12 protein-coding genes are annotated in these 16,215 nt (G+C 63.2%); 4 read left to right on the forward strand and 8 right to left on the reverse strand.

Going from position 1 to position 16,215, the window contains the following annotated elements:
* Window positions 1–56 precede the first annotated feature (56 nt).
* The 4 genes from pheA to mtnA all read right to left on the reverse strand — a co-directional run bounded on the left by pheA (window position 57) and on the right by mtnA (window position 6,536).
* The gene (gene pheA / locus AC2CGW_RS02065) at window positions 57–1,151 is read right to left on the reverse strand and encodes a prephenate dehydratase (protein ID WP_054893877.1); all 1,095 of its coding nucleotides are present in this window, start codon (window positions 1,149–1,151) and stop codon (window positions 57–59) included.
* Window positions 1,151–2,236, reverse strand: a complete 1,086-nt coding sequence (gene serC / locus AC2CGW_RS02070) for a 3-phosphoserine/phosphohydroxythreonine transaminase (RefSeq protein WP_484573446.1) — start codon at window positions 2,234–2,236, stop codon at window positions 1,151–1,153. Before serC ends, pheA begins: the two co-directional genes overlap by 1 nt.
* A 202-nt stretch (window positions 2,237–2,438) precedes the next feature.
* Entirely contained in the window at window positions 2,439–5,201 is a 2,763-nt protein-coding gene (gene gyrA, locus AC2CGW_RS02075) for a DNA gyrase subunit A (protein ID WP_186711137.1), read from the reverse strand.
* Window positions 5,202–5,459: 258 nt separating this feature from the next.
* On the reverse strand, window positions 5,460–6,536 hold the full coding sequence (gene mtnA, locus AC2CGW_RS02080; RefSeq protein WP_186711138.1) for an S-methyl-5-thioribose-1-phosphate isomerase: 1,077 nt from the start codon (window positions 6,534–6,536) through the stop codon (window positions 5,460–5,462).
* A gap of 109 nt (window positions 6,537–6,645) precedes the next feature.
* Here mtnA and AC2CGW_RS02085 point away from each other — a divergent pair, with 109 nt between their 5' ends.
* The 4 genes from AC2CGW_RS02085 (at window position 6,646) to AC2CGW_RS02100 (ending at window position 10,198) form a co-directional block, all read left to right on the forward strand.
* The gene (locus AC2CGW_RS02085; RefSeq protein WP_186666648.1) at window positions 6,646–7,971 is read left to right on the forward strand and encodes a TRZ/ATZ family hydrolase; all 1,326 of its coding nucleotides are present in this window, start codon (window positions 6,646–6,648) and stop codon (window positions 7,969–7,971) included.
* A 64-nt stretch (window positions 7,972–8,035) separates the two neighbouring features.
* A complete protein-coding gene (gene ubiG / locus AC2CGW_RS02090) occupies window positions 8,036–8,734 on the forward strand; it encodes a bifunctional 2-polyprenyl-6-hydroxyphenol methylase/3-demethylubiquinol 3-O-methyltransferase UbiG (RefSeq protein ID WP_112898930.1) in 699 nt (232 codons plus the stop codon).
* Window positions 8,735–8,736: 2 nt separating this feature from the next.
* Window positions 8,737–9,408: an N-acetylmuramic acid 6-phosphate phosphatase MupP gene (gene mupP, locus AC2CGW_RS02095; protein WP_186711140.1), complete on the forward strand. Its 672-nt coding sequence runs from the start codon at window positions 8,737–8,739 to the stop codon at window positions 9,406–9,408.
* A 49-nt stretch (window positions 9,409–9,457) separates the two neighbouring features.
* Window positions 9,458–10,198, forward strand: a complete 741-nt coding sequence (locus tag AC2CGW_RS02100; protein ID WP_484573447.1) for a YciK family oxidoreductase — start codon at window positions 9,458–9,460, stop codon at window positions 10,196–10,198.
* A 65-nt stretch (window positions 10,199–10,263) separates the two neighbouring features.
* On the opposite strand, the gene AC2CGW_RS02105 is transcribed toward AC2CGW_RS02100, so the two are convergent.
* The 4 genes from AC2CGW_RS02105 to AC2CGW_RS02120 all read right to left on the reverse strand — a co-directional run bounded on the left by AC2CGW_RS02105 (window position 10,264) and on the right by AC2CGW_RS02120 (window position 16,212).
* Complete coding sequence (locus AC2CGW_RS02105) at window positions 10,264–11,130, reverse strand: iron-containing redox enzyme family protein (protein WP_484573448.1); 867 nt, start codon at window positions 11,128–11,130, stop codon at window positions 10,264–10,266.
* 45 nt (window positions 11,131–11,175) lie between these two features.
* A complete protein-coding gene (locus AC2CGW_RS02110) occupies window positions 11,176–13,632 on the reverse strand; it encodes an EAL domain-containing protein (RefSeq protein WP_484573449.1) in 2,457 nt (818 codons plus the stop codon).
* Window positions 13,633–13,754: 122 nt separating this feature from the next.
* The gene (locus AC2CGW_RS02115; protein WP_426352874.1) at window positions 13,755–15,587 is read right to left on the reverse strand and encodes an ABC transporter ATP-binding protein; all 1,833 of its coding nucleotides are present in this window, start codon (window positions 15,585–15,587) and stop codon (window positions 13,755–13,757) included.
* Entirely contained in the window at window positions 15,580–16,212 is a 633-nt protein-coding gene (locus AC2CGW_RS02120; protein WP_484573450.1) for a DsbA family protein, read from the reverse strand. Before AC2CGW_RS02120 ends, AC2CGW_RS02115 begins: the two co-directional genes overlap by 8 nt.
* Window positions 16,213–16,215: the final 3 nt, after the last annotated feature.

A 16,215-nucleotide genomic window follows, 5' to 3' on the forward strand; every position in this document is an offset into this window, starting at 1 on the left:
GCGGGCTGGTCCCGCGATGGAGCGCAAAGCGCTCCCACTCACGGGCAACAATAAATTCAGAGCACCGCCTTCGGATAAGACCCCAGCACCTTCAACGCCACGGCCTCCTGGCTGATCTTCTCCAGCACCGCCTTGATCAGCGGATCGCGGTGGTGGCCGACGAAGTCGATGAAGAACACGTAGGTCCACTTGCCGCTGCGCGACGGGCGGGTCTCGATGCGGGTCAGGTCGATGCCGTTATCGTGGAATGGCACCAGCAGCTCATGCAGCGCGCCTGGCTTGTTGCTCATCGAAACGATGATCGAGGTCTTGTCGTCGCCGGTCGGCGGCACTTCCTGGTTACCGATCATCAGGAACCGCGTGGAGTTGTCCGGACGGTCTTCGATCTTCTCGGCCAGACGGGTCAAACCATACAGATTGGCTGCCATGTCACCGGCGATCGCCGCCGAATTCCACTCGCCCTTGACCCGCTTGGCCGCCTCAGCATTGCTCGAGACCGCCACGCGCTCGACGTTCGGGTAGTGCGCGTCCAGCCATTTGCGGCACTGGGCCAGCGACTGGGCGTGCGAGTAGATACGGGTGATGCTGTCGGTCTTGGTGTTCTCGCCCACCAACAGGTGGTGGTGGATGCGCAGCTCGACCTCACCACAGATCACCATGTCGTGCTCGAGGAAGCTATCCAGCGTGTGACTGACCGCGCCTTCGGTGGAGTTTTCCACCGGCACCACGCCGAAGTTGACAGCACCGGCCGCCACTTCGCGGAAAACTTCATCGATGGCCGCCATCGGACGGCTGATCACCGCATGACCGAAATGCTTCATGGCCGCAGCCTGGGTGAAGGTGCCCTCGGGGCCGAGGTAGGCAATCTTCAACGGCTCTTCCAGGGCCAGGCACGACGACATGATTTCGCGGAACAGACGCGCCATCTCTTCGTTGCCCAGCGGCCCCTTGTTGCGCTCCATGACGCGCTTGAGCACCGCGGCCTCACGCTCGGGGCGGTAGAACACCGGCTTTTCGCCTTCGGCGAGCGACGCGGTCTTGACCCGCGCCACTTCTTCGGCGCAGCGAGCGCGATCGCTGATCAGCTCGAGGATTTTCTCGTCTAGGCTGTCAATGCGAACGCGCAGGGCCTTGAGTTCCTGTTCGGACATCAGCCGTGCTCCTTCTCGAATTCGGCCATGTAGGCCACCAGAGCTTCCACCGCATCCAGCCCCAGCGCGTTGTAGATCGAGGCACGCATGCCACCGACCGAACGATGACCCTTGAGATTGAGCAGGCCACGGGCGTCGGCACCGGCGAGGAATGCCTTGTCCAGGCGCTCGTCGGCGAGACGGAACGGCACGTTCATCCAAGAGCGGGCATTGTGGCTGATCGGGTTGGTGTAGAACTCGCTGGCGTCGATGAAACCGTACAGACGGTCTTTCTTCGCACGGTTGCGCTGCTCCATGGCCTCGACGCCGCCCTGCTCCTTGAGCCACTCGAACACCAGGCCCGACAGATACCAGGAGTAGGTGGCCGGGGTGTTGTACATCGAACCATTATCGGCCGAGATCTTGTAGTCGAGCATGGTCGGGCAGGTGCTGCGCGCGCGACCGAGCAGGTCTTCGCGCACAATGACCACCACCAGGCCGCTCGGGCCGATGTTCTTTTGCGCACCGGCGTAGATCAGGCCGTACTGCGACACGTCGATCGGGCGCGAGAGGATGTCGGACGACATGTCGACCACCAGCGGAACATCACCGGTTTCAGGCACCCAGTCGAACTGCAGGCCGCCGATGGTTTCGTTGGAGGCGTAGTGAACGTATGCAGCCTCTGGGGTCAGCTTCCACTCGTTCTGGCCAGGAATGGCCAGGTAATCATAAGGCTTGGCGCTGGCAGCGACGTTGATATTGCCGAAACGGCGCCCTTCCTCGATAGCCTTCTTCGACCAGATGCCGGTCTCGATGTAGTCGGCCGTGGCGCCTTCGGGCAGCAGGTTCAGCGGGATCTCGGCGAACTGCTGGCTGGCACCACCCTGCAGGAACAGCACCTTGTAGTTCGAGGGAATGCTCAGCAGGTCACGCAGGTCTTGCTCGGCCTTTTCGGCGATCGCCACGTAGTCATCGCTGCGGTGGCTCATCTCCATCACTGACAAGCCCTTGCCGCGCCAGTCCAGCATTTCGGCCTGGGCACGCTGCAGGACAGCGTCGGGAAGCGCGGCAGGGCCTGCGCAGAAGTTAAAGGCTCGTTTGCTCACATCCACTCTCGCTCTAATAGAACAAAATCTAACCAGCTGGTTCAGCGGTAATCCTGTGGGAGCCGCGAACACCGGCGAAGCCGGTGCCATACATCGCACCGCCTGCTTCGCGGGCAAGCCCGCTCCCACAGAAACCAGACGTTGCCGTCGCTAATCAGTCAAACGGGGCGACCTTGGTCGCCCCGCTCGGGTTTACGCTTGCTTATTCCTGCGGAGCCTCTTCGGCGCCTGCAGCTTCGTCATCTGGCGCATCAGCTTCGACGCCCTCCTCGTCCGTCTCGACGATATCGTCGAGCTCGTCCTCGGACGGCTCCTGGATACGCTCCAGGCCTACCAGCGTCTCGTCGCTGGCCAGCTTGATCAGCGTAACGCCCTGGGTGTTACGGCTCAGGCTGGAGACCTCACCGACCCGTGTACGCACCAGCGTACCCTGGTCGGAAATCAGCATGATCTCCTCGCCTTCCTGAACCTGGATGGCACCGATCAGCAAGCCGTTGCGCCCTTTTGTGCCCATGGCAATCACACCCTGCCCGCCACGACCACGACGCGGGAACTTGGACAGCGGAGTGCGCTTGCCGAAGCCACGCTCGGAAGCGGTGAGGATCTGCGCGCCCGACTCGGGGATCAGCATGGAAATCACTTCCTGCCCCTTGCCCAGCTTCATGCCACGCACACCGCGCGCGGTACGGCCCATCTCGCGAACCACGCTCTCGGCGAAGCGAATCACCTTGCCAGCGCTGGAGAACATCATGACTTCCTTCGCGCCATCGGTGATGGCTGCGGCGATCAAGGTGTCACCTTCCTTCAGCTTGACCGCGATCAGGCCATTGGAGCGCGGACGCGCGAACTGCACCAACGGGGTCTTCTTGACGGTACCGGAAGCGGTAGCCATGAAGATGTAGGCACCGGTTGGCTCTGCAACCAGCTCTGGAGTGTCGCCGTCTTCTTCGTCGACTTCTTCCGGCTCGATCACCTCACCCTCGAGCACCGCGTCTTCCACCTCGTCGATTTCTTCGTCGAGGTCGGCGCTCTGCTGCAGGGCCTCGAGGTCGATCTGCAGCATCGCAGTGATGCGCTCGCCGTCTTCCAGCGGCAGCAGGTTGACCATCGGGCGACCACGCGCGGCGCGGGAGGCTTCAGGGATGTCGTAGGTCTTGAGCCAGTAAACCTTGCCCTTGCTGGAGAACAGCAGCAGCGTAGCGTGGCTGTTGGCAACCAGCAGGTGCTCGATGTAGTCCTCATCCTTCACGCCGGTCGCCGACTTGCCCTTGCCGCCGCGGCGCTGGGCCTGGTAAGCGGACAATGGCTGAGTCTTGGCATAACCACCATGGGAAATGGTCACCACACGCTCTTCTTCCGGGATCATGTCGCCGTAGTTGAGGTCGTGACGGGCATCGAGGATCTGGGTACGACGGGCATCGCCGTACTCGGCGCGAATCGCTTCAAGCTCTTCGCGGATCACTTCCATCAGGCGCTGGGCACTGTTGAGGATGCGGATCAGCTCGCCGATCTGCTCGAGGATCTCCTGGTACTCGGCCAGCAGCTTCTCATGCTCCAGGCCGGTCAGGCGGTGCAGACGCAGGTCGAGGATGGCCTGGGCCTGTTCAGGCGACAGCCAGTACTTGCCATCACGCAGGCCATACTGCTCCGGCAGGTCTTCCGGACGGCACGAGTCGGCGCCAGCGCGCTCGACCATGACCTGCACTGCACTGGACTCCCACGGCGTACCGACCAGGGCTTCCTTGGCTTCCGACGGCGTTGGCGAGGCCTTGATCAGGGCAATGACCGGATCGATGTTGGACAGCGCAACAGCCTGGCCTTCAAGAATGTGCCCACGCTCGCGCGCCTTGCGCAGCTCGAACACGGTGCGACGGGTGACCACTTCGCGGCGGTGACGAACGAAGGCCTCGAGCAGGTCTTTCAGGTTCAGCAACCGCGGACGACCGTCGATCAATGCGACAACGTTGATGCCGAACACGCTCTGCAGCTGGGTCTGCTGATAGAGGTTGTTGAGCACCACTTCAGGCACCTCGCCGCGACGCAGCTCGATGACGATGCGCATGCCGTCCTTGTCGGACTCGTCACGCAGCTCGGTGATGCCTTCGATCTTCTTCTCTTTGACCAGCTCGGCGATCTTCTCGATCAGACGCGCCTTGTTCAGCTGATACGGCAGCTCGGTCACGACGATCTGCTGACGACCACCCACCTTGTCGATGTCCTCGACCTCGGAGCGGGCGCGCATATAGATGCGGCCGCGGCCGGTGCGGTAGGCCTCGATGATGCCCTGCCGGCCGTTGATGATGCCGGCGGTCGGGAAGTCCGGGCCAGGGATGAACTGCATCAGCTCATCGACGGTGACCTCGGGGTTGTCGATCAGCGCCAGGCAACCATCGATGACTTCGCCCAGGTTGTGCGGCGGGATGTTGGTGGCCATGCCCACGGCGATGCCGCTGGAACCGTTGACCAGCAGGTTGGGGATCCTGGTCGGCATGACCGCCGGGATCTGCTCGGTGCCGTCGTAGTTGGGCACCCAGTCGACCGTTTCCTTGTGCAGGTCGGCCAGCAGCTCGTGAGCCAGCTTGGTCATGCGCACTTCGGTGTATCGCATGGCCGCAGCGTTGTCGCCGTCCACCGAACCGAAGTTGCCCTGACCGTCGACCAGCAGGTAGCGCAGCGAGAACGGCTGCGCCATGCGCACGATGGTGTCGTACACGGCAGTGTCGCCGTGCGGGTGGTATTTACCGATGACGTCACCGACCACACGGGCGGACTTCTTGTACGGCTTGTTCCAGTCGTTGCCCAGTTCGCTCATCGCGTACAGGACGCGGCGATGCACGGGCTTCAAGCCGTCACGCGCATCGGGCAGCGCTCGCCCGACAATCACGCTCATCGCGTAGTCGAGGTAGGACTGTCTCAGTTCGTCTTCGATATTGACCGGGAGGATTTCTTTGGCCAGTTCGCCCATGAGAAGCCTGATTCCTTTTTCTGGTGAAACTTCGCCATATCCATCGGTGGACGAACGAAGCTCGTCGCCGCAGCGTTCGACAGTGCGACGACATACGACAAATCAATGAGTTGTGCCCAGGATCTGCGCAATGAAGACCGCGGAAAAGAGCGGCCTTGGAAACTGTCGAATGGTATCACAAAGGGTTGGCGGGTGGGAGATAGGGCAGGATGCCGCTGAAGCGGAAAGTCCAGACCGCCATCGCCCCCGCGAAAACACTCAATGCAAGCGCTTGCGGCACATCAACTGGGCGATTTTGGCGGCATCCGGTCGCTCGACAATACCCTTCTCGGTCACGATCACGTCGATCAGATCCGCAGGAGTCACATCGAAAACGGTATTGAACACCTCGACATCTGCACCGACTCGCTTCCCAGCCACTTCCAGCAGCTCGTCCGCCTCACGTTCTTCAAGAGGGATGTCATCACCGCTGGCGAGGTTGAGGTCAATGCTGGTGCTCGATGCCACCACCATGAAACGTACGCCATGGTGCATGGCCGAGACTGCCAACTGGTATGTGCCGATCTTGCTCGCCACGTCACCATTGGCCGCGATGCAGTCGGCACCGACCACAACCCAGGTGATGCCTTTGGTCTTCATCAGGTGCGCCAGCGCCGAGTCCGCACACAGCGTGACCGGTATCCCCTCATGGGACAGCTCCCAGGCCGTCAGGCGCGATCCGTGCAACCAGGGACGGGTTTCGGCGGCATAGATGCGCTCGACCATCCCTTCCAGATAAGCGGCATGGATCACCCCCAACGCCGTCCCGAAACCACCGCTGGCCAAGGCACCAGCATTGCCGTAGGTCAGCAAGGTCTGCTCGCTGCCCTGGTGGCGACGGATCTGCTCGATACCGTTTTGCGCCATGGTCAGGTTGGCTTCGCGATCGCTGTCGTGGATCGCCACGGCTTCGGCTTCCATGACTGCGAGCACATCCTCGTCGGGGCGCAGCCGCTGCAGGCGCTCGCGCATGCGATTGAGCGCCCAGAACAGGTTGGCAGCTGTCGGGCGCGCCTCGGCCAGCTCGAGGAAGTCCTCTTCCAGCGCCTGCTCCCAGTCATCGTCCTCGGCCAGGCGTTGACGCAACGCAAGCACCAGCCCATAGGCAGCACTGATGCCGATGGCTGCCGCACCGCGCACCGCCATGCCGCGGATCGCCTGAACCACGGAGGCCACATCGGCGCAGGCCAGCCAGTGCTCGCGGGTCGGCAGCAGACGCTGGTCGAGCAGATGCAGGGTGCCATCACGCCACTGGATGCTGGTCACCTTCTCCGCCGCCAAAAGTCGCTCGCGCATCGCCTCTCCCCGCAATTCACTGATCAAAAGCGGACGATTATAGCGAGCCTCGGGCGCAGGCGCTCGGGTATACTGCGCGTTCCATTTAACGGAACCCGGTAGCCTGCCTATGCCTTCAGTCTCTTCGCCGCTCGACCTGCTGCTCGCACCCCGCTGGCTGGTGCCCGTGGAGCCGGCCGGCGTAGTGCTCGAAGGGCATGCCCTGGGCATCCGGGACGGGCTGATTGCCTGGATCGGCCCCCGCGAGCGGGCGCCGCAGGCACTGGAGGTGCGCGAGCTGCCCGACTGCGTGCTCACCCCAGGGCTGGTCAACGCCCACGGGCACGCCGCCATGACCCTGTTCCGCGGCCTGGCCGACGACCTGCCGCTGATGACCTGGCTGCAGGAGCACATCTGGCCGGCCGAAGGGCGCTGGGTCGACGAAGCCTTCGTGCGCGACGGCACCGACCTGGCGATCGCCGAGCAGCTCAAGGGCGGCATCACCTGCTTCGCCGACATGTACTTTTTCCCCCGCGAGGCCTGTGACCGTGTGCACCGCAGCGGCATCCGCGCCCAGGTGGCCGTGCCGTTGCTGGACTTCCCCATCCCCGGTGCGCGCAGCCCCGACGAGGCCCTGCACCTGGCCATCGAGCTGTTCGGCGACCTGCGCCATCACCCGCGCATCAGCGTCGCCCTCGGGCCCCATGCGCCGTATACGGTCAATGACCAGAACCTGGAGAAGATCCGGGTCATCGCCGACCAGCTCGACGCGCCGCTGCACATGCACATCCACGAAACCGCCGCAGAGGTCGAGCGGGCGGTGGCCGAGCACGGCGAACGCCCGCTGGCGCGCCTGGCACGCCTCGGCCTGCTGGGCCCGCGCCTGCAGGCGGTCCACATGACCCAGATCAGCGACGACGACCTGGCCCTGCTGGTAGAAAGCAACACCAGCGTGGTGCACTGCCCGGAGTCCAACCTCAAGCTGGCCAGCGGCTTCTGCCCGGTCGAACGCCTGTGGCAGGCCGGGGTCAACGTCGCCGTAGGCACCGATGGCGCCGCCAGCAACAACGACCTCGACCTGCTTGGCGAAACCCGGACCGCCGCATTGCTGGCCAAGGCCGTCGCAGGTTCGGCCACGGCCCTGGACGCCCACCGCGCCCTGCGCATGGCCACGCTCAACGGCGCACGCGCCCTGGGGCTGGAGGCCAGCATTGGCTCGCTGGAGGCGGGCAAGGCTGCGGACATCACCGCCTTCGACCTCTCGGGCCTGGCCCAGCAACCGGTGCATGACCCGGTTTCGCAACTGATCTACGCCACCGGCCGCGACTGCGTGCGCCACGTCTGGGTCGCGGGCCACCACCTGCTCGACGACGGGCGCCTGACCCAAATGGACGAAGCCGCGCTGATCGACACCGCCCGCACCTGGGGAGCGCGCATTCGCGCTGGCAAAGAATGACCGGCCGGCAGCTGCGGCTGCCGCTTGAGACACCTTTTATCGAAGTTTTCAGAGGATCTGTTCAATGAGCAACGTCGACCGCGCCGAAATCGCCAAGTTCGAGGCCTTGGCCCACCGCTGGTGGGATCGCGAGAGCGAGTTCAAGCCCCTGCACGAGATCAACCCGCTGCGGGTCAACTGGATAGACGAGCGCGCCAGCCTCGCCGGCAAGAAGGTGCTGGACGTCGGCTGCGGCGGCGGCATCCTCAGCGAGGCGATGGCCCAGCGCGGTGCTACCGTGACCGGCATCGACATGGGCGAGGCGCCACTGGCTGTGGCGCGCCTGCACCAACTGGAGTCGGGAGTCGAGGTCGAGTACCGGCAGATCACCGCCGAAGCGCTGGCAGAAGAGCTGCCTGGCCAGTTCGACGTGGTCACCTGCCTGGAAATGCTCGAACACGTGCCCGATCCTTCCTCGGTGATCCGCGCCTGCCATCGCCTGGTCAAGCCCGGCGGCCAGGTGTTCTTCTCCACCATCAACCGCAACCCCAAGGCCTATCTGCTGGCGATCATCGGCGCCGAGTACATCCTCAAGATGCTGCCGCGCGGCACCCACGACTTCAAGAAATTCATCCGGCCCTCCGAGCTCGGCGCCTGGAGCCGTGTGGCCGGCCTCGAAGTGAAGGACATCATCGGCCTCACCTACAACCCGCTGACCAAGCACTACAAGCTGGCCAGCGACGTCGATGTCAACTACATGATCCAGACCCTGCGCGAGGAATGAGCATGCGCCTGCGAGCAGTACTCTTCGACATGGACGGCACCCTGCTGGACACCGCGCCGGACTTCATCGCCATCTGCCAGGCCATGCTCGCCGAGCGCGGCCTGCCGGCCGTGGACGACCAGTTGATTCGCGGCGTGATCTCGGGCGGCGCGCGGGCGATGGTCGCCGCCACTTTCGCCATGGACCCGGACGCCGAAGGCTTCGAGGCCCTGCGCCTGGAATTTCTCGAACGTTACCAACGCGATTGCGCGGTCCACAGCAAGCTGTTCGAGGGCATGGCCGAACTGCTGGACGACATCGAGAAAGGCAACCTGCTGTGGGGTGTGGTCACCAACAAGCCGGTGCGCTTCGCCGAGCCGATCATGCAGCAGCTTGGCCTGGCCGAGCGTTCGGCGCTGCTGATCTGCCCCGATCACGTGAAGAACAGCAAACCCGACCCCGAGCCGCTGATCCTCGCCTGCAAGACGCTTGACCTGGATCCGGCCAGCGTACTGTTCGTCGGCGACGATCTGCGTGACATCGAATCCGGTCGCGATGCCGGCACCCGCACCGCCGCCGTGCGCTACGGTTATATTCATCCAGAGGACAACCCCAACAACTGGGGTGCCGACGTGGTGGTGGACCACCCGCTGGACCTGCGCAAGGTGATCGACAGTGCGTTGTGCGGCTGCTGAGTTGTAAGAGCTGGCGGCACACACAGGGATAAAAAACAGGGAAATTTCAATGTTCGACTACACCGCCCGCCCCGACCTGCTCAAGGGTCGGGTCATTCTTGTCACCGGCGCCGGGCGCGGCATCGGCGCGGCTGCCGCCAAGGCTTACGCAGCACTTGGGGCCACCGTGCTGCTGCTTGGCAAGACCGAGGCCCACCTCAACGAGGTCTACGACCAGATCGAAGCTGCCGGCCACCCACAACCGGTGGTGATTCCATTCAACCTGGAAACCGCCCTGCCCCATCAGTACGACGAACTGGCGGTGATGATCGAAGAGCAGTTCGGGCGCCTCGACGGCCTGCTCAACAACGCGTCGATCATCGGCCCACGTACGCCGCTGGAGCAGTTGTCGGGCGACAACTTCATGCGCGTGATGCACATCAACGTCAACGCGACATTCATGCTGACCAGCACACTGCTGCCGCTGCTGAAGTTGTCCGAGGACGCCTCGGTGGTGTTCACCTCGTCGAGCGTCGGGCGCAAGGGCCGGGCCTACTGGGGCGCCTATGGCGTGTCGAAATTCGCCACCGAAGGCCTGATGCAGACCCTGGCTGACGAGCTGGAAGGCGTGGCGCCGGTGCGTGCCAACAGCATCAACCCGGGCGCCACGCGCACGGCGATGCGGGCGCTGGCCTATCCCAGCGAGAACCCGCAGGACAATCCGCTGCCCGAAGACATCATGCCGGTGTACCTGTACCTGATGGGCCCAGACAGCAGCGGCGTGAATGGACAGGCGTTCAACGCGCAGTAAAATCACAGGGACACTTCGCAGCGCTGAACAGCCTGGAAGTGTCCCTTACCCGCTACGACTCCATCTTATCCCGCTAGCGCACGAGCATTAGCCCGTTTTTTCACAGGCTGCTCACGCTGCTTTACAGGCTTGTTCAGTTCCACCTGCTCCACCGGCTTGAGCACAGGCTGCTCATGCTCACTCTCGGATCTCAGGCAACGCTCCAGGAACAGGTACATGCAGTCGTAGCTCTTGCAGATGGCCTTGCGCAGTTGCGCCTGCAATTCCTCGGAAGGGCTCTCGCCCACCAGCGTACAAATGATCTCCAGCGCCTCCCACGGGTGCGCATCGTCGTACTCGGCGTGCAGGTCCAGCCACCTCATGGCCGCCTTGGATTCCTTGTCACCCTGCTGGATGAAAGACCGCGCGTAGCCCGTCTCGGGATAGACCTTTGCCGACCACTCGCCCGTCGCCCCTTCGATCGCGTAGTTGGTCGCGGCCATCGCAATGGCCAGCGACTCGGTCGCACAGACACGCCAGCACCAATCGTTCAAGCCGTTCAGCTCAGGGGGGACATCCTGGGCCTGCAAGTCCTTCAAGCTAATGTCGTGCGCCTTGCACCATTTGACCCAATGGTCGGCATGGTTGAGCTCAACGCGGATATTGCGTATCAACCAGCGCCGCGCCATATCCTCGCCCTGGCTGCGGCCGTAGCGGGTCTTGGTGAGGTTTTGGGCCATGTACAACGAAAACTGTTCGACCACCGGCCAACCACCGACCAAGTACTGACGGATGGTTTTCTTGCTCAGTTTGCCGTCGCTCAAGCGCTGGTAGATCTCATGCTCCACCACCCTTCGCTTGCTCTCGGCACAATCCGAGATCATTTTCTGCGCCCAGTCGGGGTAGCTCTTGGGGTCCATCAATGGACCGATCCGTACGAATGCGTCAATCACTGTCAGCTCCTTGATTCCTTGTGATTTTCCGGACGACTACTACTGTCAGCGGAAGGACCCTGGCGCCCGGTGCAACAAGGGCCTTACTGCAATCCGTTGTCGCTGGAGGCTGTCACAGGTGAACACCTGCGGCCGCTCGATCAGATAACCCTGGGCGAAGTCCACGCCGATCTCCTGCAGCGCCTGCTCGATCAACGGTGTTTCGACAAACTCGGCGATGGTGCGCTTACCCATGACATGGCCGATATGGTTGATCACCTCCACCATAGCCCTGTTAATGGGATCGTCGAGCATATCCTTGACGAAACTTCCGTCGATCTTCAGGAAGTCTACTGGTAAATGCTTCAAATAGGCGAATGACGACATCCCGGCGCAGAAATCGTCGAGGGAGAACTTGCAACCCAAGCTTTTCAATTCGTTGATGAAGCGAATAGCACTTCCCAAATTGGCGATTGCGCTGGTCTCGGTTATTTCGAAACAAATCATGTGCGGGGGGATCTGGAACTCGGCAAACAACCTCTGCAGGTACTCCAGGAACTTGTCATCGCCAATACTCGTACCCGACAGATTGATCGCGCACATCGCCAGCGGTCGGCTGCGACCTTCATCCAGCGCCTGGCGAATCACCAGGAACACATTGCGTACCACCCAGCGATCGAGCGCGGTCATCAGGCCATAGCGCTCGGCGGCTGGGATGAAGCTGTCAGGCAGGATGGTCCGACCGCTCTCGTCATGCAGGCGCAGGAGAATCTCGAGGTGTCCGGCGCCCATGTCTGGTTTGAGGGGGGCGATTTCCTGGGCATACAGGCAGAAGCGGTTTTCCTCGAGCGCAACGTGCAGGCGCTGGATCCAGGCCATCTCGCCAAAGCGCATCGACAACTCGCTGTCGTCGGCATGGTAGACCTGCACACGGTTGCGCCCCTTCTCCTTGGCCATGTAGCAGGCCATGTCGGCAGCGCGCAGCGAGGTCTCAAGCGTGCCGGGCGAATGGGCAATGTGTACCAGGCCAATACTCACGGTGGTGACGAAGGGCCGTCCCTTCCAGACGAAATGCAGGCTCTGCACGGTCTGGCGCAAGTGCTCGGCAATCCGCTCAGCCTGGTCGGGCGGACAGTTTTCCAGCAATACGCCGAATTCGTCACCGCCCAGCCGGGCCAGGGTGTCACCTTCACGCAGGCCTGCCTGCAGCACAGCGCAGATATGGCGCAGCAACTCATCGCCCGCGGCATGCCCGCAGGTATCGTTGACCAGCTTGAACTGGTCGAGGTCCAGGAACATCAGGGAGTGGCGTCCCGACTGACGGGCCAAGGTGTTGAGCGCCTGCTCCAGGCGATACTCGAACTCACGGCGGTTGGCAAGGCCCGTCAGGGCATCGTGGGTCGCCTGCCATGACAGGTTGGCGATGTACTGCCGCTCCTGGGTCATGTCATGCAGGGCGAGGACGATGCCGCTGATCTGACCGTCGGTGTGGATGGGCGACCCCACCAGGTTGACCGACACCGTACTGCCATCCAGGCGCTGGATCAGCCGGGCATGCTCGGCCCCGCCCTTGAGGCTGCCGCTGAGCACCTGCTCGACCAGAGTCAAGCTGTCCCGCTCGGCATTTTCATCGAGCAGGCTGAACAGCGCCGCCAGCGGCAAGCCATGGGCCTGGGAAGCCTGCCAGTGGGTCAACTGCTCCGCGGCAGGGTTCATGTAGACGATGCACCCCTCGACATCGGTGGTGATCACCGCATCGCCGATCGACTCCAGGGTGGTCTGTGCCCGCTCACGCTCTACCTGCAAAGCGCTGGCAAACGCCTGGCGCTGGGACAGCAACCTTGCAGAACGGCGCCAGGCCAGGGCGATGAGAACCAACGCCGTGAGCAGGTTGGTGACCATCAACACCCGCAGCAGCACCCGCGAGCCTTCGCCCAGTGCATCGCTGAATGCCTTGGCGGCCGGCGTCACGCCCTCGTTGATCGAGACGATACGCGCTTTCCAGTCCGCCACCTCACGCTCACTGGCCAGCCCCCGGACGAAGGCCTCACGCATCTGCTGCGCCAGGACATCCAGTTGCCGCAGGTATTCGTCACCCGTGTTCCAGTAGCCGATGGCATTCTGCATGTAACTGATCTGACGGAAGTTGCGGTAGAACCAGATGATCCGATTGACGTCGTCCGGATGGTTACCGCCCTGCAGGATCCCGCGCCGTGCGGCCTCAAGGTCCGGCACAGGCTGGTCGAGGGCCACCCGTAGCTCACGGTCGCCCTGGGGTATGGCAATGGCCTGGCGATAGCGCTGGAAGATGCGTTCGTCCTGGCTTTCGGCATACAGATTGAGGTAATAGATGGCGTCTTTCTGTGCCTTTGACCACAGGCTTTCGCCGGCCACGTACGCACGCATGGCCGAAAGCGAATAAAGACTGAGGCTGCCCAGCAGCACCTGGAAAACCACCACTGCGACGAAGGGCCAGATGATTCCCAGCAACCTTGGCGCCTCGAGAGTCCGATTTCCCTTCATGTAGTCCCTGTCTCAGAGCGGATATGGCACGAATCGACCCAGACAAGCACAGCGTAGGCCATTTGCCATAATTGCGCGGAGCTTTTTGTCGCAGCCAGTGCGCCTGTTGGCGCGCCGCGCGATCAGGACTGCTGCAGATGCCCGTACAGCTTGGCGTACAAGCCGCCTTCGGCGATCAACTGCTGGTGGCCGCCGTCTTCGGCCACATGCCCACCGTCGAACACCAGCACCCGATCGGCCTGTTTCACCGCCGACAGGCGATGGGCAATGATCAAGGTGGTACGGCCACTGAGGAAACGCGCCAAGGCCTGGTGCAGGTTGTATTCGGTGGCCGCATCGAGGGCCGAGGTGGCCTCGTCGAGGATCACCACCTTCGGCTCGGCCAGGACCATGCGGGCAATCGCCAAACGTTGACGCTGACCGCCGGACAGCCGCACCCCCGAACGCCCGACCACACTGTCCAGCCCCTGAGGCAGCGCGGCGATGGTGGCATCGAGCTGGGCAATGCGCAGCGCCTGCCAGCAGGCGTCGTCACTGCACTCGCGGCCCATGGTCAGGTTGGCGCGCACACTGTCGTTGAACAACGAGGGATGCTGCAGCACCACCGCGACATGCTCACGCAGGGTCTCCAGCCCGATCTCCTGGAGGCTGGCACCGCCAAAACGGATGGTTCCGGCCTGGGCGCTGTACAACCCCAGCAGCAGCTGTACCAGCGTGCTCTTGCCACCGCCGCTGGCTCCAACGATGGCCACCTTCTCGCCCGGTGCGATGGACAGGTCCAGGTGCTCGAGCACCGGCTCATCGGCATAGGCGAAGCGCAGGTCGCGCACCTCGATACCCACTGTCGCGTGCCCAGCGAACGGATCACAGGCGGCCGGATACTGCGGCTCGTCCTCTCGCGACAGCAATTCGTTGAGCCGACTCAGCGCACCACCGGCCGCGTAGTAGGCGTACTGCAGGTTGAGCAGCTGCTCCACCGGGCCGATCATGAACCACAGGTAGCTGAACACGGCCAGCATCTGCCCGATCGACAGGTCGGAGAACAGCACGGTGAGCATCGCCGCGGCACGGAAAATGTCGATGCCGAACTGGAACAGCAGGCCGCTGGCCCGACCACTGGCGTCGCTCTTCCACTGCGAGGCCACTGCATAGTCGCGCACTTCCCGGGCACGTACTCCCAGGCGCCCGAGAAAATAGCCCTGGCGGTTACCGGCGCGGATTTCCTGGATGGCGTCGAGGGTTTCGCTCAGCGCCTGGGTGAAACGCCCGGTGCTGTCGTTCTCGAGCTTCTTCAGGTGCTTGACCCGCTTGCCCAGCTGCACGGTGAAATAGATCACCAGCGGGTTGAACAGCAGGATCAGCAGCGCCAGCTTCCAGTGCATCCAGATCAGGATCGCCGCAGTGCCGGTAAGCGTCAGCATGGCCACCAGGAAGCGGCTGAGGGTTTCGCCGACGAACTTGTCCAGGGTATCCAGGTCGGTGACCAGATGCGTAGTCACCGTGCCACTACCCAGGCTTTCATACTCCTTGAGCGAGATCCGCTTGAGCCGCTCGATCAGGCGGATTCGCAGGCGGTACACGATATCCTTGGCCAATCCGGCGAACTGCCTGGCCTGGATCACGCCGAAGGCCAGCGAGGCCAGGCGCAGGCTGAGGGTCGCAACCAGCATCAAGCCGATGTAACCGGCCGCCACCTGCCAATCGGTCGGCAGGAACTGGTTCATCCATTTCAAGGCGGCATCGCCATGACCCAGCAGCACTTCATCGACCAGCAAGGGCAGCAGCAAGGGAATCGGCACGCTGCAGAGGGCAGCGAGCACGGCAACCAGGTTGGCGGTCCACAAGGCCTTCTTGTGGTGCAGGGCCAGGCGGCGAATTTCCGCCCAGCTCAGACGATCGTGCGCAACGGCAGGCTTCCCCGGCACAGGGTCGCTAGACCCTGGCAGATCAAGCACAGGCGGCCTGCTGCAGCCAGCGGCCCAGCAACGGCTGCAGGCGATCGAGCGACTGATAGCCGTTGGTCAGCAAGGCCAGTTGACCATCGCGCTCAGCCAGCAGGGTCGGGAAGCCGGCGATACCCAGGTCCTGAACCCAGGCAAAGTCGGCTGTCGTGGTCGTGCGGGTCTCGACGCTTGCGAACGTCGCAGAAAACCGCTCGCGGTCGAAGCCTGCCTGCTCGGCCAGATCCACCAACTGCGGGGCGCGGGTGACATCCAGGCCCTGTTCGTAGAACGCGCCCTGGATCAGCTTGAGCAGCGCCCAACCGCGCCCGGCATCGAGTTCACGCGCCGTGACCAAGGCGCGGCAGGCCGGCTCGGTGTCATAGACGAAGCCGTCAGGCATGGCGCCTTCGAAGCGAAACGTCTGACCAGTGGCTTCGGCGACCGCCTGCCAATGCTCGAGGATGTACTTGCGCGTCGAGGCATCCAGCGCGCTGCTACCGCTGCGCAGGCCACCCACCACCAGGCGCGTCGGCACACCGGCTTCCCGCGCCTGGGCGATCAACGCCTCGGCCACGGGAGCGAAGCCCCAGCACCAGGAACACATCGGGTCCATCACATAGAGCAGGCGTGCAGTCATGCA

The organism is Pseudomonas sp. SYWMCR5 (assembly GCF_057197165.1).